This window comes from Streptomyces sp. MspMP-M5 (assembly GCF_000373585.1).
In the GTDB taxonomy this organism is placed as follows: Bacteria; Actinomycetota; Actinomycetes; order Streptomycetales; family Streptomycetaceae; genus Streptomyces.
In genome coordinates this window covers 55,613-80,043 of the sequence record NZ_KB891962.1, presented here as the reverse complement: position 1 = coordinate 80,043, position 24,431 = coordinate 55,613, and the positions used below count along the sequence as shown (strand labels likewise).

The following is a 24,431-nucleotide window of genomic DNA, read 5'->3' as shown; positions in this document are numbered from 1 at the left end:
CCGCACCCGCCGCGGCGGCCCGAGGCCGTCCCGCGCCGCCCGTCCCGCCACTGATCTAGAGTCGCAGCATGGCTTCAGACGAGGGGACGACCACCGCCCGGGTCGACAGCTGGATCTGGTCGGTGCGGCTCACCAAGACGCGCTCGATGGCCGCGTCGGCCTGCCGCGCCGGCCATGTGCGCGTCAACGGCGAGCGGGTCAAGCCCGCCCACGCCGTACGGCCCGGTGACGAGGTGCGGCTGCGGCAGTCCGGCCGGGAGCGCATCGTGGTGGTGACCCGGCTGGTGCGCAAGCGGGTGGGCGCCCCGGTCGCCGTCGAGTGCTACGTCGACAACAGCCCGCCGGCGCCGCCGCGCGAGGAGGTCGCGGTGATCGCCGTACGGGACCGCGGCGCGGGCCGGCCCACCAAGCGCGACCGCCGCGAACTGGACCAGCTGCGCCGCCACCTCGGCACCGGCCCGGCCCCCGACCAGGGGCCCTGAGCGGCTACGGCAGCGCGTCCACGTAGACCCAGCGGCCGTCCTCGCGGACGAAGCGGCTGTGCTCCTCCTGGCTGCCGGCGTGGCCGTGCACGGTGTAGTGCGCGCGGAAGGCGACCGTGCCCTCGGTGTGGAAGGCGCTGCCGCCGGTCGCGTCGAGGATCTCCAGGCGGGTCCAGCGCTGCGCGGCGTCGAGTTCGAGGGTCGCGGGGCGGGTCGTGGAGTGCCAGCTGCGCAGCAGGTAGGCGGTGTCGCCGACGGCGAAGGCGCTGTAGCGGGAGCGCATCAGCCGCTCGGCCGTCGGGGCGTCGGCGCGGCCCTGGTGGAACGGGGCGCAGCACGCGCCGTAGGTCGCTTCGCGGCCGCACGGGCAGGGCGCGTCCTCGGTGACGGCGGGCGGCGCGGGCGGCTTCTGCCGGCTCCGCCGCCTCGGGGATCTCGACGGCTTTCTGGGCTTTGACACGCCACGATTGTGCCGGGTCGGGCGGGACCGGTCCGCGGCGGGCGGGGTGTGGGCCCGTCAGACCGCCCCACATCTGGACCGTTTGAGGGATTTCCACGATAAATACGCCATTTGCGGCTTTTCTTGGCTTGATACCGACCGTGAGACTGGAAGGACTCACGGTGACCGTCCCCACACCCAGGAGAGAACCCCATGATTCTGTCCATTTCCGGCGTCGTCCTGCTCGGTGTCATCGTCTTCCTCTTCTTCCGCAAGGACGGCCTGAAGTTGTCCCACGCCCTGATCTGCGCCCTCTTCGGGTTCTATCTCGCGGGCTCGGCCATCGCGCCCAGCATCAAGGCCGGCGGAGCGAGCCTGGCCAGCCTCCTCGGCGGGATCAAGCTCTAGGGCGGGTGCGAAGGATCCCGGCGGGCCGTCCTCCCGCCGGACGTGCGGCCCGCCGTCCCTACGAGCACCAGGAGAGAAGCCGTGGCCCGGCGCCCCCTGCCCCGTATCCTCACCGGCAGCGCCCCGGTCGCCCGCGGCCGCGAACTGGCGCGGAGCGCCGCCGACGGCGCGAGCGATGTGCTGCAACCGCTGATCACCGTCGGCCGGGGTCTGCGCCGGCTGACGGCGGCCGGGCGCGGACGCTGGGCCGCGACCCCCAAGGAGCAGCGGGGGACGCTGTGCTTCCTGGTCGGCGGCGTGGTGGTGGGGGTGGCGCTGGTGCCGTACGGGCCGCTGCTCGCGCTGGCGGCGGTGGCGGCGGTGGCGGCCTGGGTGGGCCGGGCCCCGGAGCCGGAGCCGGAGGTGGAGCCCGGTCCGAGCGAGGCCGAGACCGGACGGCTGCAGGCGCTCTACGAGGCGCTGGTGCCCTGCTTCTCCGTCGAGGACGACCCCGGTCTCCTGTATGCCCATGACGGTGACTGGCAGGAGGCGTTCACCGCGTACGCCTTCGACGAGGACGGCCGGCCGGCGCGGCTGCACCTGACGTACCCGGCGTACTTCCCCGACGGCGAGGCCGGCGCCCGGGCCCGCGTCGAGCAGCTGCTGCACGCCAAGTCCGGGCGCGGCCGGGAGTACCGCTTCGACTGGGACGAGGAAGCCAACCAGCTGGTGATGACGGCACTCGGGCCGCTGCCGGCGGACATCGCGACGCAGCGCTTCGTGACCTCCCCGGGCGAGACGGTGCTCGGCTTCACCGATCCGGAATCCGTGCAGCGGACGCTGCCGGTGGTGTGCGGGGACGCGGCCAGGGACGTGCCGCCGGTGGTGTGGCGCACCGGCCGGCGGTCCACCGAACCGCATCTGCTGGCGCTGGGGCAGCCTGGCGCGGGCGGGACGACGCTGCTGCGCTCGATCGCGCTCCAGGCGTTGCAGGACGGCGATGTGGTGGTGATCGACGGCGGCGGCACCGGCGAGTTCGGGTGCCTGGCCGGGCGGCACGGGGTGCTGGCGGTGGAGAGCGGGCTGGCCGGGGCGCTGGCGGCGCTGGAGTGGGCGGCGCACGAGACCGAGCGGCGGCTGGTCGTCGCCGACCGGGCGCGGCAGGCCGGGCAGCCCGCGCCGGCGAGCACCCGGCGGCCGCTGTGGATCATCGCGGACAAGCTGACGGCGCTGTCCCATCTGGCGGCGGTGGAAGGCCGGGGCGACCCCCAGCGGCTGCTCCAGGTGCCGCTGCGGCACGGCCGGGCGGCACAGGTCACGGTGGCGGCGGCCGACCAGTTCGAGACCGCCGAGCTGCTGAGCGACCCGCTGCGGACGCACACCAAGGCGCGGGTGGTGCTCGGTCCGGCGACCGCCCAGGAGGTGCGGGCGGTGCTCGGCGCCCCGCCCAGCACCACGCCGCTCCTCCACGTCCCGCCGGGCCGCGGCTACGCCCGGCTCGGCGGCGGCCCGGTGCTCCGCCTCCAGGTGCCGGCCACCCCCGACCCGTTCGACGAGGCCGCCTGCGCGGACCACCGGCAGGCCGTCCTGGAGCTGCTGCCGAAGCACAGCGGTCTGCCGGCGGACGGCGCGCTGCCGGTGGAGGACGGGCTGCCGGCGGACGACGCGGAGCCGGTGGACGACGCGGCCTGGCCGGTGTCCCTCGCCAAGCACACCGACGCGGCGCCGGTGAACGGCGACTGACGCCCGCTCAGGCGACGAGGGCCTGCGGCGGCTCCGCATCCACCGGCGCCCCGGTCGCCACCAGCCGGGCCGCCCTGGCCAGCCGGACCGCGGCCTCCTCGGCGACCGCGCCGCTGACCGTGAAGGGCAGCCGGACGAAGCCCTCGAAGGCGCCGTCGACGCCGAACCGCGGCCCGGAGGGGACCCGCACCCCGAGCCGCTCCCCCGCCTCGGCGATCCGCGAGCCGGACAGCCCGCCGGTGCGGGCCCAGAGGGTCAGGCCGCCGCGCGGCACGCTGAACTCCCAGTCGGGCAGGTGCCGGTGGAGCGCGTCGACGATCGCGTCGCGGTTCTCCCGGGCCTGTTCGCGGCGGATCCCGACGGCCTCCTCCCAGCCGCCGGTCTCCAGGAGGGAGGCGATGGCGAGCTGTTCGAGGACGGGCGAGCCGAGGTCGGAGTAGGCGCGGGCGGCGACCAGGCTGCGGATCAGGTCGGGCGCGGCCCGTACCCAGCCAATCCGCATCCCGGCCCAGAACGCCTTGCTGGCCGAGCCGACGGTGATCACCGCGCTGCCGGCCGGGTCGAACGCGCAGACCGGGCGGGGCGGTTCGGTGTCCGGGTCGAGCACGATCTCGGTCATGGTCTCGTCGACGACGAGCAGGGTGCCGGCCGAGCGCGCGGCGTCCACCAGGCGGCGGCGCTGGTCCTCTGTGGCGAGGCTGCCGGTGGGGTTGTGGAAGTCGGCGACGACATAGGCCATCCGGGGCGCGGCGTCCCGCATCACCTGGCGCCAGGCCGGGATGTCCCAGCCCGCCAGCCGCTCGCCGAGGGCCACCGGCACGAGCCGGGCGCCGGCGTCGCGCATCAGCTGGAGGATGTTGGCGTACGAGGGCGAGTCGACGGCCACCCGTTCACCGGGGCCGGTGCACAGGCGGCAGATCGCGGCGACGGCGCCCATCGCTCCGGTGGTGACCATGATCTGCTCGGGCATGGTGGGGATGCCGCGGGCGGTGTAGCGGTCGGCGAGCGCCTGCCGCAGCACGGGCAGACCGGCCGGGTAGTCGCCGTGGGTGTGGGCGTAGAGCGGCAGGTCGGCCATGGCGCCCTGGACGGCGCGGGTGAGCCAGGGCTCGGGGGCCGGCAGGGCGGCGCAGCCGAGGTCGATCATCGACCCCGCGGCCTCCGGCGGGAGCGGTTCCAGGCCGCGGGTGGGCAGCGGGCTGCCCGCCGGGACGGCGGTCCAGCTGCCCGAGCCGCGCCGGGACTCCAGGAAGCCCTCGGCGCGCAGCGCCTCGTAGGCGGCGGCGACGGTGGTGCGGCTGACGCCGAACGCGGCGGCCAGTTCGCGCTCGGCGGGGAGCCGGGCGGCGACCGGCACCCGGCCTTCGAGGACGAGCCGGCGGACGCCGTCGGCCAGGCTGCGGTAGGCGGGCAACTTCCGCCCGTTCGCGGTGAGTTCGGCGGCCCGCGGGTCCTGCGACCGGAGCAGCCGGGCGAGTTGCGGCGCCCCTACCGCGGAAGTCCACTGCGCCATAAAGATCAGTCCACCTTCCCCGAATTGGCTCTACATATCGAGCCCGTACATGCCACATGGTGGCACGCACCAGTCCAATCCTGCCAGGAGGGGGAAACGTCGTGTCCATCACCCAGGGGTCCGGCACGGGGCGGTCGCATCTGCCGCGCCGACTCGTACAGCTCTATACGGGGCTGGTGCTCTACGGAGCGAGCATGGGCCTGATGGTCCGCGCCGGGCTGGGCCTGGAGCCGTGGAGCGTGCTCAACCAGGGCATAGCCCGGCATACGGGACTGACGATCGGGACCGTCACCATCGTCTCCGGCGCGCTGATCCTGCTGCTGTGGATCCCGCTGCGGCAGCGCCCCGGCCTGGGCACGGTCTCCAACGTGGTGATTCTCGGGCTCGTCATGGACGCGACGCTCGACCTCGTCCCCCCGGTGGGACCGCTGGCCGTCCGCATCCCGCTGCTGGCCGCCGCGATCCTCCTCAACGGCGCCGCCACCGGCCTCTACATCACGGCGCGCTTCGGCCCGGGGCCGCGCGACGGCCTGATGACCGGCCTGCACCGGCGCACCGGCCGCCCGGTCCGGCTGGTGCGGACCTGCATCGAGGTGACCGTGCTGGCCGCGGGCTTTGCGCTCGGCGGCTCGTTCGGGGTGGGCACGGTGGTCTACGCCCTGGCCATCGGGCCGCTGGCGCAGTTCTTCCTGCGCCGTTTCGCGATCAAGGGGCTGCCCGAGCGGCCGTCCACCGTGGTGGCCCGCTCCCCCGAGCCGTCACCGGAGCGCGCGATACTGCGGGAGTGACCCCTGCGATACGCCTGCGCCATCCCTATCTCGACCACCCCGGTCCGCTGCCCTTCGCCCACCGCGGCGGGGCCGCGGACGGTCTGGAGAACACCGCCGCCGCCTTCCGCCGCGCGGTGGACCTCGGCTACCGCTATCTGGAGACCGATGTCCACGCCACCTCGGACGGCGCCCTGGTCGCCTTCCACGATCCGACCCTGGACCGCGTCACGGATTCCGGCGGGGCCATCGCGGAACTCCCCTGGCGGGCGGTCCGCCGGGCCCGGGTCGCCGGCCGGGAGCCGCTGCCGCTCTTCGAGGAGCTGCTGGAGGAGTTCCCCGAGGCACGGTGGAACGTCGACCTGAAGGCGGAGGGCGCGCTGGAGCCGCTGCTGGCCCTGCTGCGCCGCACCGGCGCCTGGGACCGGGTGTGCGTCGGCTCGTTCTCCGAGGCCCGGGTGGCCCGGGCGCAGCGGCTGGCCGGCGGCCGGATGGCCAGCTCGCTGGGCATCCGCGGGGTGGCCGGGCTGCGGCTGCGCTCCTACGGGCGCGGGGCACTGCCGCTGGACCGGCTGCTGGGCGCGGCGGTGCGGCGCAGCGCGGTCTGCGTCCAGGTCCCCGAGCGGCAGTCCGGGATCCGCGTCGTCGACCCCCTCTTCCTGCGCGCCGCGCACGCACTGGGCCTGCAGGTACACGTCTGGACGGTCAACGACGCCGACCGGATGGGCACCCTCCTGGACCTGGGCGTCGACGGCATCATGACCGACCACATCGAGACCCTGCGCACAGTGCTGACCGAACGGGGATGCTGGGTCTAGGGCGCTTCTGCTCCCGGGCGATCGCCGCGGCCGGGAATCCGGTACGTGACCGGATTTAGCCCTTCAGGGTGCGGGGCGGTAGTGTACGCCTTTGGCTCACCAGGCGGACCGTTACTGCGCGCTCAACACCTTGAGGCGCTGGGTGACATCTGCTGCCAGATGTGACAAACCGGGCGTTGGTGGGTACAACAAGGGGCGGCACGACGGGCGACGCAGGCGACGCATGTCCCGATGACGGGAATCTTCACCGCCGACCGGACGTTGACCGGATGACGACGACAGCGACACCTGTCCTGTGGGCGACAAAGCCCGGGAGGCACGATTCATGAGTGAGCGAGCTCTCCGCGGCACGCGCCTCGTGGTGACCAGCTACGAGACCGACCGCGGCATCGACCTGGCCCCGCGCCAGGCGGTGGAGTACGCATGCCAGAACGGACATCGTTTCGAGATGCCGTTCTCGGTTGAGGCCGAGATTCCGCCGGAGTGGGAGTGCAAGGTGTGCGGCGCACCCTCGCTCCTGGTGGATGGGGATGGTCCTGAGGAGAAGAAGGGCAAGCCGGCGCGTACGCACTGGGACATGCTCATGGAGCGGCGGACCCGCGAGGAGCTGGAGGAAGTGCTGGCCGAGCGGCTGGCGGTCCTGCGCTCCGGCACCATGAACATCGCCGTGCATCCGCGCGACAGCAACCGCAAGTCCGCCTGACGAGGCGGATCGAGCAGAGCGGCACACAAGGGCCGGTGCCACCGTACCGACGGTGGCACCGGCCCTTGCCGTGTCCGCGACCGGTGTTCAGCGGGTGAGCGGCGGGTCCTGGCGCCGGGCGGCCGGCGGCTCGTCGGGGTGGATCACCTCGCCCTGGACGACCTTGCCGTCCGGGCGGTGCATGCGCGCCTGCTGGTACACGTCGCCGAAGGACCCGGCGGTGAAGCTGCCCGACCGGGTCAGCAGCCGGTCGGCGCGGCGCAGGATCAGCCGGCCGGTCGGCGGGAAGAGGCAGAGCAGTCCGAGCACGTCCGACAGCAGGCCGGGCACCATCAGCAGCAGCCCGCCGATCATCGGGAGGGTGGTGCCGGTGCCGGCGGAGCCGGTCTCGCGGGGTGTCTCGGGGGCGCCGCCGGTCTGCAGGGCGCCGGTGAGGTTGCGCCAGGCACGGCGGCCGGCCCGCTTGATCACCGCACCGCCGGCGAGCACCCCCGCGAGCAGCAGCAGAAAGACCGTCAGGCCGTTGGTGGCGCCGCCGATGACCGTCAGCAGCCAGATCTCCAGCACCATCCAGGCGGCGATGCCCAACGGCGCGAACCGGCGGACGCGCGAACGGGGTGGGCGGGGACCGGGCGGTGGCGGCGTGGCTCCGAACGTCATGCCACCAGTGTGCCTGGCCCGTTCCGAACCGGGGTCAGCGACCGCGGATCCTGCTCACCTTGGAACCGACGCCCCAGGCGGTGATCCGCCAGAGGGCCTCCACGACGATGTCGCGGCTCATCTTGCTGGCGCCCAGCTCCCGTTCGACGAAGGTGATGGGCACCTCGACGACGTGGAAGCCGGCCTGGACGGCCCGGCGGGCCAGGTCGACCTGGAAGCAGTAGCCCTGGGACGCGACCTCGTCCAGGCCCAGCCCCTGCAGCGTCTCCACCCGGAAGGCCCGGAAGCCGCCGGTGACGTCGCGGATCGGGACGTCCAGCATCAGCCGGGAGTAGGTGGAGCCACCGCGGGAGAGGATCTCGCGGTGCTTGGGCCAGTTGACCACCCGGCCGCCGGGCACCCAGCGCGAGCCCAGCACCAGGTCGGCGCCCTTGAGGGCGGTCAGCAGCCGGGGCAGCTCCTCGGGCTGGTGGGAGCCGTCGGCGTCCATCTCCACCAGCACGCCGTGGCCCTGCTCGATGCCCCAGCGGAAGCCCGCGAGGTAGGCGGCGCCCAGCCCCTCCTTGCCCTTGCGGTGCAGGACGTGGACCTTGTCGTCCTCGGCGGCCAGTTCGTCGGCGAGCTTGCCGGTGCCGTCGGGACTGTTGTCGTCCGCGATCAGGACGTGCGCCTCGGGGACGGCGGACCGCACCCGCGTGACGATCGGCTTGATGTTCTCCGCCTCGTTGTACGTCGGAATGATCACCAACGTGGTGCCGAGCGGGCCGTACTGCCGCTGACCGTCTGTCACTGCTGTCCCTTCTCGTCCTTCGTACGCCTGCGCCGGCCGGCGATGACGGCGGCCCCGCAGGACAGGAGGCCCACGATAGCGAGCAGCCACTCGGGAGCCGCGCCAATGCGGTCGGCGAGCGTCGTTTCGTCGCGCAGCGGGATGCGCGCCGAGACCACACCCTGGGTGAATTCGGGAATCTGGTGCGTAACGGTCCCGTCGGGGGCGACCACCGCGCTGATCCCGCTGGTGGCCGCGGTGACCACGGCCCGGCCGTGCTCGACGGCCCGCAGCTTGGACATCGCCAGCTGCTGCTCGGGCTGGCCGGTGCGCCCGTAGGTGGCGTTGTTGGTCTGGATGACCAGGGCCCGGGCGCCCGCGCGGACGGTGTCGTGGACGATCTCGTCGTAGGCGACCTCGAAGCAGATGACGTCGCCGAGCCTGGCCGGGCCGACCTTCAGCAGGCCGGTGTGATCACCGGGGTAGAAGTCGCGGGGCACCCGCTGGAACCGCGTGATGATCTTGCTGAGCTGCTCCCGGAACGGGACGTACTCGCCGAACGGCACCGGGTGCTGCTTGGTGTACGAGGCCCCCGGGCCCGTCTTGGGATCCCAGACGATGCCCTCGTTGAAGACGTAGCCGGGCTTGGTCGGGTGGTCGACCAGGGCGCCGACGAGGACGGGCACGCCGATCGCCTGCACCGCCTCCTCGATCCGGTCGTACGCCTGCGGGTACTGGAAGGGGTCCAGGTCCGAGGAGTTCTCGGGCCAGATGACCAGGTCCGGCTTGGGCACGCGGTGGTGGCGGACGTCGTCGGCGAGCTTCTCGGTGGCGGTGGCGTGGTTGTCCAGGATCTTCATCGGGCGGCCCAGGAAGTCCATGCCGGGCTGCTGGACGTTGCCCTGCACCACGGCGATCCGGACCGTGTCGTCGGCCTTGGTGGGGACCGGGACGGCCAGACCGGCCAGGCTGACCGCGGCGGCCAGTCCGAACGCCTCCAGCGTCCGGACCAGGGCCCGCGGGCCGCCGCCCCGGCGCATCCTCCACAGGGCGACCGCGCAGCCGGCCAGCAGCGCGCCGGCGAGCGCGACGGCGAAGGTGACCAGCGGGGCGCCGCCGAGCGCGGCGAGCGGGGTGAACGGCGAGCCGGTGTTGGCGAACGCCAGCCGGCCCCAGGGGAAGCCGCCGAACGGCAGCCGGTCCCGGGCCCATTCCTGGGCGACCCACAGACACGCGGCCCACACCGGCCGGCCGGGCAGTCGGGAGGTGAGTGCCAGCCCCGCGCCCAGCAGCACCACGAAGAGCGCCTCGGCGACGGACAGGCCCGCCACCGCGTCCCAGCCGACCACATGCAGCCACTTGAGCAGCACGAGGAAGAACGGCAGCCCGAACGCGAAGCCGGTCCAGGCACCCTGGCGGGCCCGCCGGCCGCGGGTCAGCAGCGACAGTGCGGCCACCGCGACCAGGGACAGCGGCCACAGGCCGTACGGCGGGAAGGCCAGGCCCAGCGCGAGGCCGGCGACGGCCGCCAGGGCGGTGCGCGGCGCCTCGCGGCGGGCCAGGGCGGCCAGCCGGCGGACGCGGCCGGGGCGGCGATCGCCGTTCGCCACGGACGGCACCACGCCGTCGGGCGCGGTGCCGCGCGCGGCTGCTGCGGTGGTGTCGGAACCCGATGGCACGGTCGCGGGCCTTCCTGCAGGTCGTCCGGTTGTCAGCTGACCGTACATCGGAGGGCCGGGGGTGCGGGGGCGGGGTGCGGGGCCGTGCACGGACCGCTGCGGAGAGCGGACGAGGAGCAGGCGGGGCGAAGCGGAGCGGCGCCGGAGAGGGTTCGCAAGGTGCGGATCAGGGCCCGGCGCCCTTCGGGCCGGCCTGGGGCCCGCTGGCTGCGGGTCGACCGAGAGCCGTTGTCTACTGAGCGCCGGGCCCCACCCGGGTCGCACCTGCCGACCGACCTCGCCATCGCCCTGGCACTGGACCTGGCTCCCAGTGGCGGTGTGCCGGATGGCTCGCCGCCCCATGGCCCAGCTGCGTTCGACGGCTGCGCGGAGGTCTCCCGGTCGGACGTCCTGTGGTGGACTCGGCCGAACCTACCGGCCGACCGGCGCCTGCTGTCAACAGTCGCTCCGCCTGCGTCGTTTTCGCGTCGTCCCAGGTCAGTGCCGAGCCTTCCCAGGTGGGGCAGGCAGGTTCGGGCACCGTGCCCGGCACCACCGGCACCTGCGATGTCACTCGATCGGCCGGTCGAAAACCGTCCGGCCGCCGACCACCGTGCGCAGGCACTGCGGGAGGTCGTTGCCGGGGGTGAGATCGGGCAGGCCGGGGGTGCCGGAGCGGGGGTCGGTGGACCAGCGCTCGACGCGCTCGTCGGGTGCCTGGACGACCAGGTCGCCGGTCCGCCAGACCGCGTAGTCGGCGGGGGCGCCGGGCACCAGGACGCCGGCGTCGTCGCGGCCGATGGCGCGCCAGCCGCCGCGGGTGTGGGCGGTGAAGGCGGCGCGGGCGGAGATGCCGTGGGCGCGGGTGCGGTGGAACACGGCGGCCCGCACGGTGCCCCAGGGGTCGAGCGGGGTGACCGGGCTGTCGGAGCCGAGGGCGAGCGGGACACCGGCCTTGAGCAGCGCGGCGTAGGGGTTGAGGCCGGCGGCCCGTTCGGCGCCGAGGCGGGTGGCGTACATGCCGTCCGGGCCGCCCCAGGCCGCGTCGAAGGCGGGCTGCACAGAGGCGGTCAGGGCCAGGCCGGCGAAGGCGGCGACGGTGGCGTCGGTGAGCATTTCGGCGTGCTCGACGCGGTGCCGGGCGGCGCGGACGCGGGCCGTGCCGAGCCGTTCGGCGGCGGCCCGGACGCCGTCCGTGACGGCGGTCAGGGCGGCGTCGCCGATGGCGTGGAAGCCGGCCTGGATGCCGGCCTCGGTGCAGGCGGCGACATGGGCGGCGATGGCGTCGGCGTCGAGGTGCGCGGCGCCGGTGTGGTCGGCGTCGGCGTAGGGGGCGTGCAGGTGGGCGGTGTGCGAGCCGAGGGAGCCGTCGGCGAAGAGGTCGCCGGCGGCGCCGTGGGCGCCGAGCTCGCGGATCCGGTCGGCTTCCTTTGCGGATGCGATGAGTTCGGCCCAGTAGCCGACGACGCGGGGGCCGGTGCCCTCGGCGGCGCGGGCGAGCAGCGCGGTGAAATCGTCCTCGCTGGAGATCTCCGGGCCGGCGCACTCGTGGACGGTGCCGATGCCGAGCGAGGCCGCCCGGGCCAGCGCGGCGGCCTGGGCCTCGGCGCGCTGGGCGGAGGTGACGGTGGCGTGCGCGGCGGCCCGTACGGCGTGGTGGGCGTCGCCGGTCAGGGGTGCGTCGGGGTGGAAGCCGGACCGGTCGCGGATGCCCGGGACCAGGTCGAGCAGGGCGGTGGTGACGACCGCGGAGTGCACGTCGACGCGGGTGAGGTAGAGGGGGCGGCCGCCGGCGGCCGCGTCCAGTTCGACGCGGGACGGCGGGCGGCCCTCGGGCCAGGCGCTGGCGTCCCAGCCGTGGCCGAGCAGCACGCTCCCGGCGGGGCGGCCGGCGGCGTGGGTGCGGATCCGGTCGAGCGCGTCGGCGAGGGTGGCGGCGCCGGAGAGGTCCAGGCCGGTGAGGGCGAGCCCGGTGGCCGTGGTGTGCACATGTGCGTCCGTGAACGCCGGGGTGACCAGTGCGCCGTCGAGGTGGACGATCTCGTCGACGCCGTCGGCGAAGGAGTCGGCGGCGCCCTCCTCTCCCACCCAGGCGATCCGGTCGCCCTCGACGACCATCGCGGTGGCGAAGGGGTCGGCGGGGCTGTGCACCTCACCGCCCCGCAGGAGGACGGTGCGGGAGGGGTGCTGCTCGGAACTGTCCGGGTTGCGCTCGCTCATACCGGACAGTTTCGCCCCTGCGCGGAGGCGCCCGGCGCCCGGGGGTCGCTTCCCGGCCGGGTCAGATGCGCGGCGGGCGGGCCTCGTAGGGGGTGGAGAGGACCACCGTCGTACGGGTGGAGACGCCGGCCAGGCTGCGGATGCGGGTGAGCAGGTGCTCCAGCTCCAGCGGGGTGGCGACCCGGACCTTGAGGATGTAGTTCTCGTCGCCGGCGACGCTGTGGCACGCCTCCAGCTCGGGGACCTCGGCGAGCCGGTCGGCGATGTCGTCGGGGGCACTGGGGTCGAAGGGTTTGACCGAGATGAAGGCGGTCAGCGGCAGCCCCACGGCCTCGGGGTCGACGATGGCGGCATAGCCGCGGATGACCCCGCGCTGCTCCAGGCGGCGCACCCGCTGGTGCACCGCCGAGGTGGACAGGCCGGTGGCCTTGCCCAGGTCGGTGTAGCTCATCCGCCCGTCCTTGACGAGCAGATCCACGATTTGTCGGTCCAACTCCTCCACCCGTTCAACCTACTGTGCGCGGGCGCGTGCGCGCAGCGCGCGGCATACCGCGGACGCCCGAGCAGCGCCCCGTGTGAGGAACGCCACACCCGTGGCGCGGGCTCCGCACGGCGCCGGCGATTATGCGCCCGGCATGAAGGGCATTGCTGGTGTTGGCCGAGACCGCCGGTCACACGAACGAAGCAGCGGTCCGAGTGGCCCACCCGAGGGGGATGGACATCATGCGACGCCTGAAGCAGGACTCCGCCGCGGCCGACGTCGGCGCCCAGGAGGGCGACAGTTTCGGTTTCCCGGTCGAGGACGGTGCGGACGATCCCTTCGACACCTATGAGATCTACCGTGTGACCTGCCCGGACTGCGGGCAGCCGATCGCGCTGCTGGCGGACGAGGACACCCTCCCGGAGCACGCGCTGTGCCCCTCGCCCTGGGACCCGTTCGCGTTGACGGTGTGCCAGGGCTCCGGCCGGCCGGCGGCGGACGCCGCGGACACCGACGACATGAGGGACGCTCAGGAGCAGGACGCGGCCGTCCTGCTGACGCTGCCCGAGGGCCTGGACTGGCGCCGTCAGCCGTTCTCGCACCCCGGCGGGCCGGGTGAGCGGTCGGCCCGGGTGCCGCGCGCGCGACGCCGGGTCTGACGCCCGCGGGCCGGCCGCGGCTCACCAGTAGTGGCCGGCGAGCATCGCCTCCAGGGTGTCCCGGTGCAGGATCAGCCCGTCGGGGTCGTCCGGCACCGGCCCTTCGTCGAAGTGGACCTGGCGGTAGGCCACTCTGAGCATGACGATGGCGTGCCGCAGGGCCGCGTAGAGGGTGTAGAACTCCATGGCGCGCGGCCGGTGCCCGGTCAGTGCGGCGTAGCGGCTCTCGACGCGGTCGCGGCGCAGGAGGTCGGGCAGGCCGCGCTGGCCGCTGCTTTCCGTGAGGTCCTGGAAGAAGCGGTGGAGGTAGATCATCCAGCCCAGGTCGAGTTCGCGGGGGCCCGGGGCGGCCATCTCCCAGTCGAGGATCGCGGCCGGTTCGAAACCGTCGTAGACGATGTTGCCGATCCGGGCGTCACCCCAGCTCAGTACGGTGCCGCCGGTGTCCTCGGGCCAGTGGTCGGCGAGCCAGGCGAAGCCGCGCTCGATGAGCGGGGAGCGCGGGAGGCCGTCGACGACCCAGGTGTAGTAGGCGTGTTGGGCGTCGACGTGGCGCCGCAGCGGACTGCCGGTTCCGGGGAACGCCAGGAACTCCGCTGATTCCGCCGGGAGTTGGTCGTGCAGGCGGGCGAGGACGGAGACGCTGGCGGCTTCCAGCCGGTCGCGTTCGGCGTCGGTCGCGTCGTGCAGCCAGTTCCCCTCGTAGGTGTAGGGCATGACGTCGGGCGGTACGCGGCCGGCGGCGCGGGCCATGACGAAGAACGGCGCGCCGAGGTGCGCGGGGTCCTCCTCCAGCCAGAGGGTTCGGGGCACCGGCAGGTCGGTGCGGTCGGCGACCAGGCGCATGGTGCGGTACTGCCGGGGCATGTCGTAGCGCGGGAAGATGGTGTACGCCGCGGGGTCGGCGGCGAGCCGGAGGACGCAGGAGCCGGGGACCGCTGCCTGCTCGGGCGCGGCCGGGAGCCCTGGGGAGCCCGGTCCCGGGTGGTCGAGGTCGAAGAGCAGGGTCTCGCTGGACATGCCGTTGGAGGCGGGCACGGTGACCCCGGTGACGCGGGCGCCCGGGAGCCGGGGGGCGAGCCAGGCGGTGAGCCGCCGGGTGAGGTCCTCCGGGACGGGGGTGCCCCCGCGCGAGTGAAGCCGGGCGTGGGGGAGGGCGGTGGGGCGGGGGCGGGGTGCGGTGCTCATCGGGCCGCCTCCCCCGGGCGCCGGGTGCGGTCGGGCGCGACGGAGTCGTAGCCGGTGAAGCCGCTGGGGTCGTGGCGGCCGAAGCTGCCGTGCTCGAAGATGCCGTGGCCGGTGCGGCCGTCGAGGGTGAAGCGGGCGGCGTGGTCGGTGACGCCGTAGGCGGCACGGGGGTGGGTGGCCGGGTCGGTGAGGTCGTAGACCCGGCGGTCGGTCCAGCCGCGCCCCTGCCAGGTGCCGTGCTGCCAGTCGTCGGCGGGGGGATAGCCGGCGCCGAGGGCGAGCGGCGAGGAGGTGAGGATCTCCGCGGTGAGTTCGAGGGGCTTGCGGGCGGGGTCGGTGAGGTGGAGGACGGCGCGTTCGGGGTGGCGGGTGCCGGGGCGGTAGCTGATGTCGGCGTAGGGCCAGCCGAGTTGACGGTCGGGGACGCCGTCGCGGACGAGCAGCGCCTCGTTGAGGGTGCGGTGGCCGTCGGCGTCCTCCTGGACGATGACCATGACGAACCGGTCGTCGAAGCGGACCGGGCACCAGATCCAGTGGAACCCCTCGGTGGGCGCCTCGGCGGCGGCCCGGCCGCCGTCCTCGCCGGGTATCGGGCGCACGCCCCAGCTGCGGTCCCGGGTGCCGGTCCACTCCCCCGCGGTGACGGTGAGCCGCTCGCCGGCCGCGTGGATCGTGCCGGTGCAGGTGCCGGCCTGGACGAAGCGGCGGCCCTCCAGGACCAGCCGGCCGCCGCGGTGCTGGGTGTGGTGCGGCTCCCAGACGGCGGGGAAGGACGCGGTCCAGGTCAGGTCGTAGGAGAGGCCGTCCGGATCGGAGGGGTCGGGGTCGCAGGTGAGCCGGAGGCGGTGCAGCGGTTCCTCGACGGTGATCGTGAGCGGGCCGACGGTGAGCGCCAGACGGTCGTCGGTGAGGGCGTCGGAGGCCCGGACGGCGTGCAGCCGGTCGCCGAGGCGGAGGGTGGCATAGGCGTCGATGACGCCGGTGTTGGGGTACACGCCGAGGCCGGCGATGAGCAGGGCGCGGCCGCTGTGGTCCAGGACGTGGAAGATGCAGCGGTCGTAGGCGTTGCGGTCGCCGGTGGCCACCTGCCGCATGGAGAGCGGGGCCTGGTGGATCGGGTATTCGTCGAGCGCGATCGGACGGTCGGTCACGGGCCCTCCTGGGCGCGGTCGGACGGCGGATCCCCCGGGAATCGCGTGGAATTGACGGTACGTCAGATCGCGTCGGGCGGCCACCGTGCGGCCGCACTCCGGAGGATCGCGAGAGCGCGCGTGGGCGGACCCACGGGGCGGGGCGCCGTCCGGCCCCGCCCCGGTGGCGGCTCAGTGCGACTCGGGGCCGGCCAGGTGCCGGGCGATCACCATCCGCTGGATCTGGTTGGTGCCCTCGACGATCTGGAGGACCTTGGCCTCGCGCATATAGCGCTCGGCCGGGAAGTCGAGGGTGTAGCCGTAGCCGCCGAGGAGCTGGACGGCGTCGGTGGTGACCTTCATCGCGGTGTCCGTACAGAAGAGCTTGGCCATCGCCGCCTCCTTGGAGAACGGCAGTCCGGCGTCGCGCAGCCGGGCAGCACTGAGGTACAGCGCGCGGCCCGCCTCCACCTGGGTCGCCATGTCCGCGAGCATGAACCGCAGGCCCTGGAAGTCGACGATCGGGCGGCCGAACTGGCGGCGGTCGGCGGTGTAGATGAGCGCCTCGTCCAGCGCCGCCTGGGCGACGCCGACGGCGCAGGCGGCGATGCCGAGGCGGCCGGAGTCCAGGGCGGAGAGCGCGATGGTGAAGCCCTGACCCTCGTCGCCGATCCGGCGGGAGTCGGGGACCCGGACGCGGTCGAAGTGCAGCTGCGCGGTGGGCGAGCCCTTCATGCCCATCTTGCGCTCGGGCCTGGCGGCCGTGAGGCCCTCGGCGTCACCGGGCACCAGGAAGGCGGTGATGCCGTGCGGGCCGGTGTCGCCGGTGCGGGCCAGCACGGTGTAGAAGTCGGCCACCCCGCCGTGGGTGGTCCACGCCTTGGTCCCCTCCAGCGTCCAGATGTCGCCCTCGCGGGTGGCGCGGGTGGTCAGGGAGGCGGCGTCGGAGCCGGCGGACGGTTCGGACAGGCAGTAGGCGCCGAGCAGGCCGCCGCCGAGCATGGCCGGCAGGTGCTCGGCGCGCTGCTCCTTGGTGCCGAATCCGGCGAGCGCGTGGCAGGCGAGCGTGTGCACGCTGACGCCGAGGCCGACGGTGAGCCGGGCGGCCGCGAGCTCCTCCAGTACCTGGAGGTAGACCTCGTAGGGCTGGTCGCCGCCGCCGAACTCCTCGGCGTAGGGCAGCGAGAGCAGGCCGGATTCGGAGAGCAGGGTGAACAGGGCGCGCGGGAAACGGCCGGCTTCCTCTTCCTCGGCGGCGGTTGGCCGGATCTCGCGCTCGGCGAGCTCCCGTACCAGGGCCATCAGGTCGCGGGCTTCCTCTGTGGGCAGCCTGCGGTCCACCGGCGGGGGAACGTACTCGGTCATGGCGGCGCTCTCCTCCCTTTCGGGCGCTGCGGCGACGCGCGCAGGGGTAGGCGGCGGCGCCGGTTTCCGTCGTGCCTCGCCGATGATTGCGTTCCGGGTCGCGGAAGGCGATGACCTGCGGCTGTGGCGGTAGGAGTATGCCCGATCGGCGGCCCGGCGTCACGGGTCGATCATCGATCTCCGGGCAGTTCCGGGCGGTTTGGCGAGCCGGGAGTCCCCGCCGGCAAATTGGTCCGAACCATTGACTCACTGGTCTAGTCCTTCTACCTTCTCCAGCAACGTTCTGCGCGTTCATGCCAAATCGGCAGGCATGCCGGCCGGAACGCCCCCATGCTCCGCCCTCGCCCCCCTCCGAGGAGAAGACATGCTCAGAGCGCATCGGATGTGCGCGCCACGGAAGCTGATCGCCACCGCGACCGCGCTGTGTACCGCAGCCCTGGCCGGCACGCTGTTCGCCGGCTCCGCCTCCGCCCACCCGTCCCCCACCGGCGCCCACCCCGCGGCGGCCGGCGACAAGGTCGTCGGGTACTTCACCGACTGGGGGATCTACGACCGCAACTACCAGGTCAAGAACGTCGAGACCTCCGGCTCGGCGGACAGGCTGACGCACATCAACTACGCCTTCGGCAACGTCCAGGGCGGCAAGTGCGCCATCGGCGACTCCTACGCCGACTACGACAAGGCGTTCACCGCCGACCAGAGCGTCGACGGCAAGGCCGACACCTGGGACGACCCGAACGGACTGCGCGGCAACTTCAACCAGCTGCGCAAGCTCAAGAAGCTGCACCCCGGCCTCAAGGTGCTGTGGTCGTTCGGCGGCTGGACCTGGTCGGGCGGCTTCAGCGAGGCCGCCAAGAACCCCGCGGCGTTCGCCCAGTCCTGCTACGACCTGGTCAAGGACAAGCGCTGGGCGGATGTCTTCGACGGTATCGACATCGACTGGGAGTACCCCAACGCCTGTGGTCTGACCTGCGACACCAGCGGCAAGGACGCCTTCACCGACGTGCTCAAGGCGGTCCGGGAGAAGTTCGGCCAGGACAACCTGGTGACCGCGGCGATCACCGCGGACGCCTCGGACGGCGGCAAGATGGACGCCGCGGACTACGGCGGCGCCTCCCAGTACGTCGACTGGTACAACGCCATGACCTACGACTACTTCGGTGCCTGGGACGCCAAGGGCCCGACCGCCCCGCACTCCCCGCTGACGTCGTACGACGGCATACCGAAGGCCGGGTTCAACACCACCGACACCATCGCCAAGCTCAAGAAGCTCGGCGTTCCGGCGAACAAGCTGCTGCTGGGCATCGGCTTCTACGGGCGCGGCTGGCAGGGCGTCACCCAGGACGCACCGGGCGGCACCGCGACCGGCGCGGCACCCGGGAAGTACGAGGCGGGCATCGACGACTACAAGGTGATCAAGGACCGCTGCCCGGCCACCGGCACGGTGGGCGGCACCGCCTACGCCAAGTGCGGTGACCAGTGGTGGAGTTACGACACCCCGCAGACCATCGGCAGCAAGATGACCTACAAGGACGCCCAGGGGCTGGGCGGCACGTTCTTCTGGGAGCTGAGCGGGGACACCCTCGACGGTGAGCTGATCAAGGCCATCAAGTAGGCACTCCGTACCACGCGGACGAGGCCGGCCACCCCGTCGAGAGCCGCCGTGGGAAACGGGGGAACCCGAGCGGGCGGGAGGCGACGGCCTTCCGCCCGCTCGAGCAAGTCCAGTTGGTCGTAGGGTTATTGATGCTGCATCAGGCACGTGGCCGGGGCGGCGCCGGGCAGCTCGGCTCGAGCTCCTCTATCAGACGCAGGGTGTCGCCCAGTCCGCGCACCAGCAGCGACACCACCGTCTCACGCGGCAGCTCCTGCTCCTCGATCCAGTCGAGGGTGACGCCCTCGACGCTGGAGAGCCAGCCGGTCAGCGCCGTGCGGGCGAGTACCGGCACCTCCTCCCGGCCCCAGGCACCGCGCGCGATGGTGCCCAGCAGGCCGGCCCGGACCCGGGCACGGATGGCCAGCACCTCCGCGTCGAAGCCGACCCCGCCGGTCACCATCGTGCGGTACGCGGCCTGGTGGTGCTGGGCGTAGCGCAGATAGCCGTCGACGGTGCGCCGGACGCGTTCGACGGGCGGCAGGTCGTGGGTGCTGCCGGCGCGCTCGACCAGTTCGGCCACCGCGTCCTCGATGATCGCTAAGTAGTAGCCGCGCTTGTTGGTGAAGTAGTAGTAGATCAGGCCCTTGGCGACCCCTGCCTGGCGCGCGATGTCGTCCATGGACAGCGCGTCGTACGAGGTGTCGGCGAACAGCTTCTTCCCGGTGGCGATCAGTTCGGCACGGCGTGCCTGGGAGCGGTCGGTGCCGCGGGCCTCCCGCGAGGCCGTCCGTCCGCGCTGTTGACTCTTATTCAAAATCCGCCCTAGTCTCCAACTGCCAGGATTTTTGCGCAGTATGACAGAACGTCATGTGCAACATCCGGTCTGCGGCGGACCCCCGCGGACGGCTCCACCCAGCACTTCCCTCGCGCATTCGACCGCTGCCCCGGGGAGGACGCAGTGAGCACACCGAACGGCAACGCGCCCGAAGGACGGACCTCCTGGAAGAAGACCGCGGCGGTGGCGGTGCCCGCCGTCCTCGCCGTCGGCGCACTGGCCACCGTGATGGCACAGGGCGTGCTGGCCGCGTCCTTCGCGGTGTCCGGCACCAACTTCCAGGTCGCCTCGGGCAAACTGACCAGCACCGGTCTCGCCTCGTACGTGCACACCGACCGCGACACCGACGACCACGGCCACCCGGTGGCCCTGCTGGGCATCGGCCGGGCACACCTCTCCGACATCTGCCAGGCGGCGCAGGTGAAGACCCCGCTGGGGACGGTGGTGTTCAAGCTGACCGCGGGCGGCGACGCCGGACCGGTGCGCGCCGACAACCTCGTCATCGACGGGGAGGACCTGGTCGGCGACGCCCGGTTCGGCACCGCCCAGATCGGCCGGGACGCCGGCACCCTCGACTCGGTGCCGGGGGTCAGGGGCCCGCGGGGGAAGTTCGGGCTCCAGGCAGGCGACATCGAGGTGGCCGGCGTCAAGTCGCACGCCTGGTCCGCCACCGGCGGCAACTTCCGCCTCAAGGGGCTGCGGGTGAGCGTCAGCCTGGACGGCCGGACGTGTTTCTGAGCGCGCGCCGGGCCCGGTGGGGCGCCCGCCTGGACCAGGCGCTGCCCTGGCCCGCGCGGCGGGCGGCACTGCGCCGGTGGCGCCGGACCCGGCCGTTCTGGGCCGGGCTGCTGCTCCTGCTGGGCGGCGCCGAACTGCTGCTGGTGCCGTTCGCCCCGCTGCCCGTGCTGGTCAGCCTGGGACTGGGCGGACTGGCCGCGCTGGGCATCGGACTGGCGCTGATGGTGGCCGGACTGTTCCTGTGGTGCACCCCGTCCGCACACCACTACGTGAGCATCAATGCGCTGATCCTGTCGGTGCTCTCGTTCGCCGCGACCAATCTCGGCGGGTTCCTGGTCGGGATGGGACTGGGGATCGCGGGCAGCGCGATGGGATTCGGCTGGACGTCGGCGCGGCGCGCGACCGGCGGCGGCCCGGACCCCGCGACGCCACCGGACCGGGAGACGGAGGGGACGGAGGGCGCCGAGGGCACGGTGGGGACGGAGGCGGCCGCACCGGACGGGACGCCCGCCCGCCGCGCCACCGGCACCAGGGCACTGGCCGTCGGACTGCCGCTCGCGCTGCTCACCGCCCTCGGCGGCCCGGTGCAGCGGGCCGACGCCGACGGCACGCCGGCACCGCCGGCGCCCCCCGCCCCGCCGACCGTGACCACCACCCGCTTCGCCCCGCAGGGCTTCACCCTGGCCGGCGTCACCACCGTCCCGACCGCCGGCGGCCCCCTGAAGGTGATGGTCCTGCGCATGAAAGCGGCCTCCCTGACCGACTACCGGCTCACCACCCACGACGCACACGGCCCCCAACTCGGCCTGAAATCCGACGCGTTGGACCTCAAGGGCGAGGTGACGCTCTACCTCACCAAGTTCAGCGGCTGCATCGAGGGGGCGCTCTGCCTCACCTTCACCCCCGACACCCTCCCCGTTCCGCCGGTCGTCCCGCCGTTCGTCTACATGACGCGGGTGACCGCCGAGCAGGCCCTGGTGACCTCGGACCTGATCGTGGCGGACGGCCTGCGGCTCCGGGCGGGCGGCACGGCCGGCGGCCACTGAGCCGGTCCGCCCGAGGCGGGGTTTACGGCCCCGGCCGGCATGAGCACCATCGGGCGTACGGGGCAGGAGCCGTAACGAAGAGGTGACGCGTGGTCAACCCTTGGCTGGCGATGGAGGCGGGCGCCGATCCGGCCGAGCGCATCCGCACGGTGCGGCGGGCGCACGAGGCGTTCCTCCGCGACGGGACGGTGGCACCGCCGGTCCGGCAGGTGGTCGCCGACTCCTGGCGCCGCTCGGCCCGGGCCCGCGCCGCACCGGACGGCGTCGCCCCCGTCGAACTCGACGAGGCCGCGCTGCGCAGCTACCGCGAGGCGCATCCGCTGGCCCGGGCGATGCCGGTCTTCCGGGAGCTGCTGGGCAGCATCGCCCAGGACGGGGCCCATCTGCTGGCGGTCTGCGACCCGCAGGGGCGGCTTTTGTGGGTGGAGGGGCACCATGGGGTGCTGCGCCGCGCCGAGCGGATGAACTTCGTGGTCGGCGCCCGCTGGGACGAGCGCCACGCCGGCACCAACGCACCGGGCACCGCGCTCGCCGCCGACCACGCCGTGCAGATCTTCGCCACCGAGCACTACAACCGGCGGGTGCAGCCCTGGACCTGCGCCGCCGCCCCACTGCACGACGTACGGACCGGGCGGCTGCTGGGCGCGGTGGACATCACCGGCGGCGACCATCTGGCCAGCCCGCACAGCCTCGCCCTGGTCCAGGCGACCGCCCGTGCCGCGGAAGCCCATCTGGCCGCCCGGCCCAGCCGGCCGGGGACCTTCCTCACGGCCCTGGGCCGCGACGAAGCACTGCTGGTGCGCGACGGCGAACGGCTGCGCCTGGGCCGCCGGCACAGCGAGATCATGGTCCTGCTCGCCCACCATCCGGCCGGCCTGACGGGCGATCAACTCGCCGTCCTCCTCTACGGCGAGCGCGAGATCAGCCCCGTGACCCTGCGCGCCGAACTCTCCCGCCTGCGACAACTCGTCGGCCCGCTCCTGCACTCCCGCCCGTACCGCCTCACCCAACCGATCGAAAGCGACTTCGACTTGGCAGAACGAGACCTGACGCGCCATCACCTCACCTCCGCCCTCGACTCCTACCGCGGTCCCCTGCTGCCCTCCTCGGAGGCGCCCGGCATCCGCCGGCTGCGCACCGCGCTGGAGGACCGCATGCGCCGCGCCCTGCTCGCCATGGGCGACCCGGACCAGCTGCGCGCGTGGGCCCACACACCCTGGGGCGAGCACGACCTGGAGGTCCACGAGGCCCTGGCCGCCGCCCTGCCGGAGCACTCCCCGGCCAGCCGGGCGTCCACCGCCGCGGCGGAGCGACTGCGCGCCGAGTACGGGCTGGGGCGCTTCTGACGGATCTCCGTGGAGGAAGGAGCGGCGTCTGGTGCGTGCTCTCGCAAGGCGCCGGGATGGCTTCATAGCGGAGCTATGGAGACATGTCGGCAACGCCGCGAGAATGCGTGCCAGACGCCGCGACGCCACGGAGATCCGTCAGAAGCGCCCTAGGAGCACGGCCGGGAGCGTGATGCGTGCCGCGTCCCGCTCTCGCGACCACGGTGCAACGTTCGCGCAACCTCCGCCGCCCTACCCTCCCCCCACCGCCCGCCGCACGGGAGCGGCGGGCCGCGCCGCGCGAGCAATGGGGAGTCCACCGATGGCACGTTATGCGAACCCCGGTTCCACCGATGCCGTGATGAGCTATCAGTCCCGCTACGACCACTGGATCGGCGGTGAGTTCGTGGCGCCCGCCCAGGGCCGGTACTTCGAGAACCCGACGCCGGTCAACGGCCGGTCGTTCACCGAGGTCGCCCGCGGCACGGCCGAGGACGTCGAGCGCGCCCTGGACGCGGCACACGCCGCCGCCCCCGCCTGGGCCCGCACCCCCGCGGCCGAACGCGCCGCCGTCCTCAACCGGATCGCCGACCGGATGGAGCAGCACCTGGAGGCGCTGGCGGTCGCCGAGAGCTGGGAGAACGGCAAGCCCGTACGGGAGACGCTGGCCGCGGACATCCCGCTCGCCGTCGACCACTTCCGCTACTTCGCGGGCGCCGTCCGCGCCCAGGAGGGCACCCTCTCGGAGATCGACGAGGACACCGTCGCCTACCACTTCCACGAGCCCCTGGGGGTGGTCGGCCAGATCATCCCGTGGAACTTCCCCATCCTGATGGCGACCTGGAAGCTGGCCCCGGCGCTGGCCGCCGGCAACACGGTGGTCCTCAAGCCGGCCGAGCAGACGCCCGCCTCGGTGCACTACCTGATGAGCCTGATCGCGGACCTGCTGCCGCCGGGCGTCGTCAACATCGTCAACGGCTTCGGCGTCGAGGCCGGCAAGCCGCTGGCGTCCAACCGCCGAGTGGCCAAGGTCGCGTTCACCGGCGAGACCACCACCGGCCGGCTCATCATGCAGTACGCGTCCGAGCATCTGCGGCCGGTGACACTGGAATTGGGCGGCAAGAGCCCCAACATCTTCTTCGACGACGTCTCCCGCGCGAGCGACGACTTCCACGACAAGGCCCTGGAGGGCTTCACCATGTTCGCCCTCAACCAGGGCGAGGTGTGCACCTGCCCGTCCCGTGCGCTGATCCAGCGCGGGCACTACGCGGACTTCCTGGCGGCCGGTGTCTCCCGCACCGAGAAGATCGTCCAGGGGCACCCCCTCGACACCGACACCATGATCGGTGCGCAGGCGTCCAACGACCAACTGGAGAAGATCCTCTCCTACTTCGACATCGGCCAGAAGGAGGGCGCCAAGATCCTCACCGGCGGCACCCGGGCCGAACTCGGCGGTGAACTGGAGGGCGGCTACTACGTCCGCCCGACCGTCTTCGAGGGCCACAACGACATGCGGATCTTCCAGGAGGAGATCTTCGGCCCAGTCGTGGCGGTGACCCCGTTCGGCGACTTCGACGAGGCGATCACCCTCGCCAACGACACCCTCTACGGCCTCGGCGCCGGCGTCTGGACCCGCGACGGCTCCACGGCCTACCGCGCGGGCCGCGCCATCCAGGCCGGCCGGGTATGGACCAACTGCTACCACGCCTACCCCGCCCACGCCGCCTTCGGCGGCTACAAACAATCCGGCATCGGCCGCGAAAACCACAAGATGATGCTGGACCACTACCAGCAGACGAAGAGCATGCTGGTGTCGTACTCGCCGAAGAAGCTCGGGTTCTTCTGAACGCTCCAGAGCAGGCGCCTGACCCGGGCTCTCGCCGGGCAGGCGCCGCTCCTCGTCGGCCG

At 73.3% G+C, this 24,431-nt stretch carries 23 protein-coding genes; 12 read left to right on the top strand and 11 right to left on the bottom strand.

The window, feature by feature from the left end:
• Window positions 1-68 precede the first annotated feature (68 nt).
• On the top strand, window positions 69-482 hold the full coding sequence (locus B073_RS0137630) for an RNA-binding S4 domain-containing protein (RefSeq protein WP_018543217.1): 414 nt from the start codon (window positions 69-71) through the stop codon (window positions 480-482).
• A gap of 4 nt (window positions 483-486) precedes the next feature.
• On the opposite strand, the gene B073_RS45075 is transcribed toward B073_RS0137630, so the two are convergent.
• Window positions 487-942 (bottom strand): YchJ family protein, encoded by a 456-nt coding sequence (locus B073_RS45075; RefSeq protein WP_078508402.1) that lies wholly within the window; start codon window positions 940-942, stop codon window positions 487-489.
• A 192-nt stretch (window positions 943-1,134) separates the two neighbouring features.
• On the opposite strand from B073_RS45075, the gene B073_RS0137620 reads away from it, so the two are divergent.
• Window positions 1,135-1,329: a hypothetical protein gene (locus tag B073_RS0137620; protein ID WP_016576341.1), complete on the top strand. Its 195-nt coding sequence runs from the start codon at window positions 1,135-1,137 to the stop codon at window positions 1,327-1,329.
• A gap of 81 nt (window positions 1,330-1,410) precedes the next feature.
• Window positions 1,411-3,051, top strand: coding sequence for a hypothetical protein (locus tag B073_RS0137615; RefSeq protein WP_018543215.1), 1,641 nt, complete (start codon window positions 1,411-1,413; stop codon window positions 3,049-3,051).
• 7 nt (window positions 3,052-3,058) lie between these two features.
• Here B073_RS0137615 and B073_RS0137610 read toward each other — a convergent pair whose 3' ends face one another.
• Window positions 3,059-4,564 carry a PLP-dependent aminotransferase family protein gene (locus B073_RS0137610; RefSeq protein ID WP_018543214.1) on the bottom strand — a complete coding sequence of 502 codons (1,506 nt, stop codon included), beginning with the start codon at window positions 4,562-4,564 and terminating at the stop codon, window positions 3,059-3,061.
• 194 nt (window positions 4,565-4,758) lie between these two features.
• Here B073_RS0137610 and B073_RS0137605 point away from each other — a divergent pair, with 194 nt between their 5' ends.
• The 3 genes from B073_RS0137605 to B073_RS0137595 all read left to right on the top strand — a co-directional run bounded on the left by B073_RS0137605 (window position 4,759) and on the right by B073_RS0137595 (window position 6,852).
• The gene (locus B073_RS0137605; protein ID WP_018543213.1) at window positions 4,759-5,352 is read left to right on the top strand and encodes a YczE/YyaS/YitT family protein; all 594 of its coding nucleotides are present in this window, start codon (window positions 4,759-4,761) and stop codon (window positions 5,350-5,352) included.
• Window positions 5,349-6,149 carry a glycerophosphodiester phosphodiesterase gene (locus B073_RS0137600; RefSeq protein WP_018543212.1) on the top strand — a complete coding sequence of 267 codons (801 nt, stop codon included), beginning with the start codon at window positions 5,349-5,351 and terminating at the stop codon, window positions 6,147-6,149. Before B073_RS0137605 ends, B073_RS0137600 begins: the two co-directional genes overlap by 4 nt.
• A gap of 325 nt (window positions 6,150-6,474) precedes the next feature.
• The gene (locus tag B073_RS0137595; RefSeq protein WP_026170122.1) at window positions 6,475-6,852 is read left to right on the top strand and encodes an RNA polymerase-binding protein RbpA; all 378 of its coding nucleotides are present in this window, start codon (window positions 6,475-6,477) and stop codon (window positions 6,850-6,852) included.
• 87 nt (window positions 6,853-6,939) lie between these two features.
• Here B073_RS0137595 and fxsA read toward each other — a convergent pair whose 3' ends face one another.
• From fxsA to B073_RS0137570, 5 genes are all read right to left on the bottom strand, one after another.
• Complete coding sequence (gene fxsA, locus B073_RS0137590) at window positions 6,940-7,512, bottom strand: FxsA family membrane protein (protein WP_026248100.1); 573 nt, start codon at window positions 7,510-7,512, stop codon at window positions 6,940-6,942.
• A 34-nt stretch (window positions 7,513-7,546) separates the two neighbouring features.
• Entirely contained in the window at window positions 7,547-8,302 is a 756-nt protein-coding gene (locus B073_RS0137585) for a polyprenol monophosphomannose synthase (protein ID WP_018543210.1), read from the bottom strand.
• Window positions 8,299-9,960, bottom strand: a complete 1,662-nt coding sequence (gene lnt, locus B073_RS0137580; protein ID WP_018543209.1) for an apolipoprotein N-acyltransferase — start codon at window positions 9,958-9,960, stop codon at window positions 8,299-8,301. Before lnt ends, B073_RS0137585 begins: the two co-directional genes overlap by 4 nt.
• Window positions 9,961-10,509: 549 nt before the next feature.
• Window positions 10,510-12,159: an amidohydrolase gene (locus B073_RS0137575; RefSeq protein WP_018543208.1), complete on the bottom strand. Its 1,650-nt coding sequence runs from the start codon at window positions 12,157-12,159 to the stop codon at window positions 10,510-10,512.
• 61 nt (window positions 12,160-12,220) lie between these two features.
• On the bottom strand, window positions 12,221-12,661 hold the full coding sequence (locus B073_RS0137570) for an Lrp/AsnC family transcriptional regulator (RefSeq protein ID WP_026248099.1): 441 nt from the start codon (window positions 12,659-12,661) through the stop codon (window positions 12,221-12,223).
• A 212-nt stretch (window positions 12,662-12,873) separates the two neighbouring features.
• On the opposite strand from B073_RS0137570, the gene B073_RS0137565 reads away from it, so the two are divergent.
• Window positions 12,874-13,299 (top strand): hypothetical protein, encoded by a 426-nt coding sequence (locus tag B073_RS0137565; RefSeq protein ID WP_018543206.1) that lies wholly within the window; start codon window positions 12,874-12,876, stop codon window positions 13,297-13,299.
• 21 nt (window positions 13,300-13,320) lie between these two features.
• Here the strand turns inward: B073_RS0137565 and B073_RS0137560 are convergent, their stop codons facing one another.
• The 3 genes from B073_RS0137560 to B073_RS0137550 form a co-directional block, all read right to left on the bottom strand.
• Window positions 13,321-14,487: a phosphotransferase family protein gene (locus B073_RS0137560; RefSeq protein WP_018543205.1), complete on the bottom strand. Its 1,167-nt coding sequence runs from the start codon at window positions 14,485-14,487 to the stop codon at window positions 13,321-13,323.
• On the bottom strand, window positions 14,484-15,638 hold the full coding sequence (locus B073_RS0137555) for a hypothetical protein (RefSeq protein WP_018543204.1): 1,155 nt from the start codon (window positions 15,636-15,638) through the stop codon (window positions 14,484-14,486). The genes B073_RS0137560 and B073_RS0137555 overlap by 4 nt, the downstream gene beginning before the upstream one ends.
• Window positions 15,639-15,809: 171 nt before the next feature.
• Window positions 15,810-16,982: an acyl-CoA dehydrogenase family protein gene (locus B073_RS0137550; RefSeq protein ID WP_018543203.1), complete on the bottom strand. Its 1,173-nt coding sequence runs from the start codon at window positions 16,980-16,982 to the stop codon at window positions 15,810-15,812.
• 364 nt (window positions 16,983-17,346) lie between these two features.
• On the opposite strand from B073_RS0137550, the gene B073_RS0137545 reads away from it, so the two are divergent.
• A complete protein-coding gene (locus tag B073_RS0137545) occupies window positions 17,347-18,597 on the top strand; it encodes a glycoside hydrolase family 18 protein (RefSeq protein WP_026248098.1) in 1,251 nt (416 codons plus the stop codon).
• 139 nt (window positions 18,598-18,736) lie between these two features.
• Here B073_RS0137545 and B073_RS0137540 read toward each other — a convergent pair whose 3' ends face one another.
• Window positions 18,737-19,393: a TetR/AcrR family transcriptional regulator gene (locus B073_RS0137540; protein WP_018543201.1), complete on the bottom strand. Its 657-nt coding sequence runs from the start codon at window positions 19,391-19,393 to the stop codon at window positions 18,737-18,739.
• A 144-nt stretch (window positions 19,394-19,537) separates the two neighbouring features.
• On the opposite strand from B073_RS0137540, the gene B073_RS0137535 reads away from it, so the two are divergent.
• From B073_RS0137535 to B073_RS0137520, 4 genes are all read left to right on the top strand, one after another.
• Window positions 19,538-20,152, top strand: a complete 615-nt coding sequence (locus B073_RS0137535; protein WP_018543200.1) for a DUF6230 family protein — start codon at window positions 19,538-19,540, stop codon at window positions 20,150-20,152.
• On the top strand, window positions 20,143-21,198 hold the full coding sequence (locus B073_RS0137530; protein WP_018543199.1) for a DUF6114 domain-containing protein: 1,056 nt from the start codon (window positions 20,143-20,145) through the stop codon (window positions 21,196-21,198). Before B073_RS0137535 ends, B073_RS0137530 begins: the two co-directional genes overlap by 10 nt.
• Window positions 21,199-21,287: 89 nt before the next feature.
• The gene (locus B073_RS0137525) at window positions 21,288-22,544 is read left to right on the top strand and encodes a helix-turn-helix domain-containing protein (RefSeq protein ID WP_018543198.1); all 1,257 of its coding nucleotides are present in this window, start codon (window positions 21,288-21,290) and stop codon (window positions 22,542-22,544) included.
• A 301-nt stretch (window positions 22,545-22,845) separates the two neighbouring features.
• A complete protein-coding gene (locus B073_RS0137520) occupies window positions 22,846-24,369 on the top strand; it encodes an aldehyde dehydrogenase family protein (protein WP_018543197.1) in 1,524 nt (507 codons plus the stop codon).
• Window positions 24,370-24,431 lie beyond the last annotated feature (62 nt).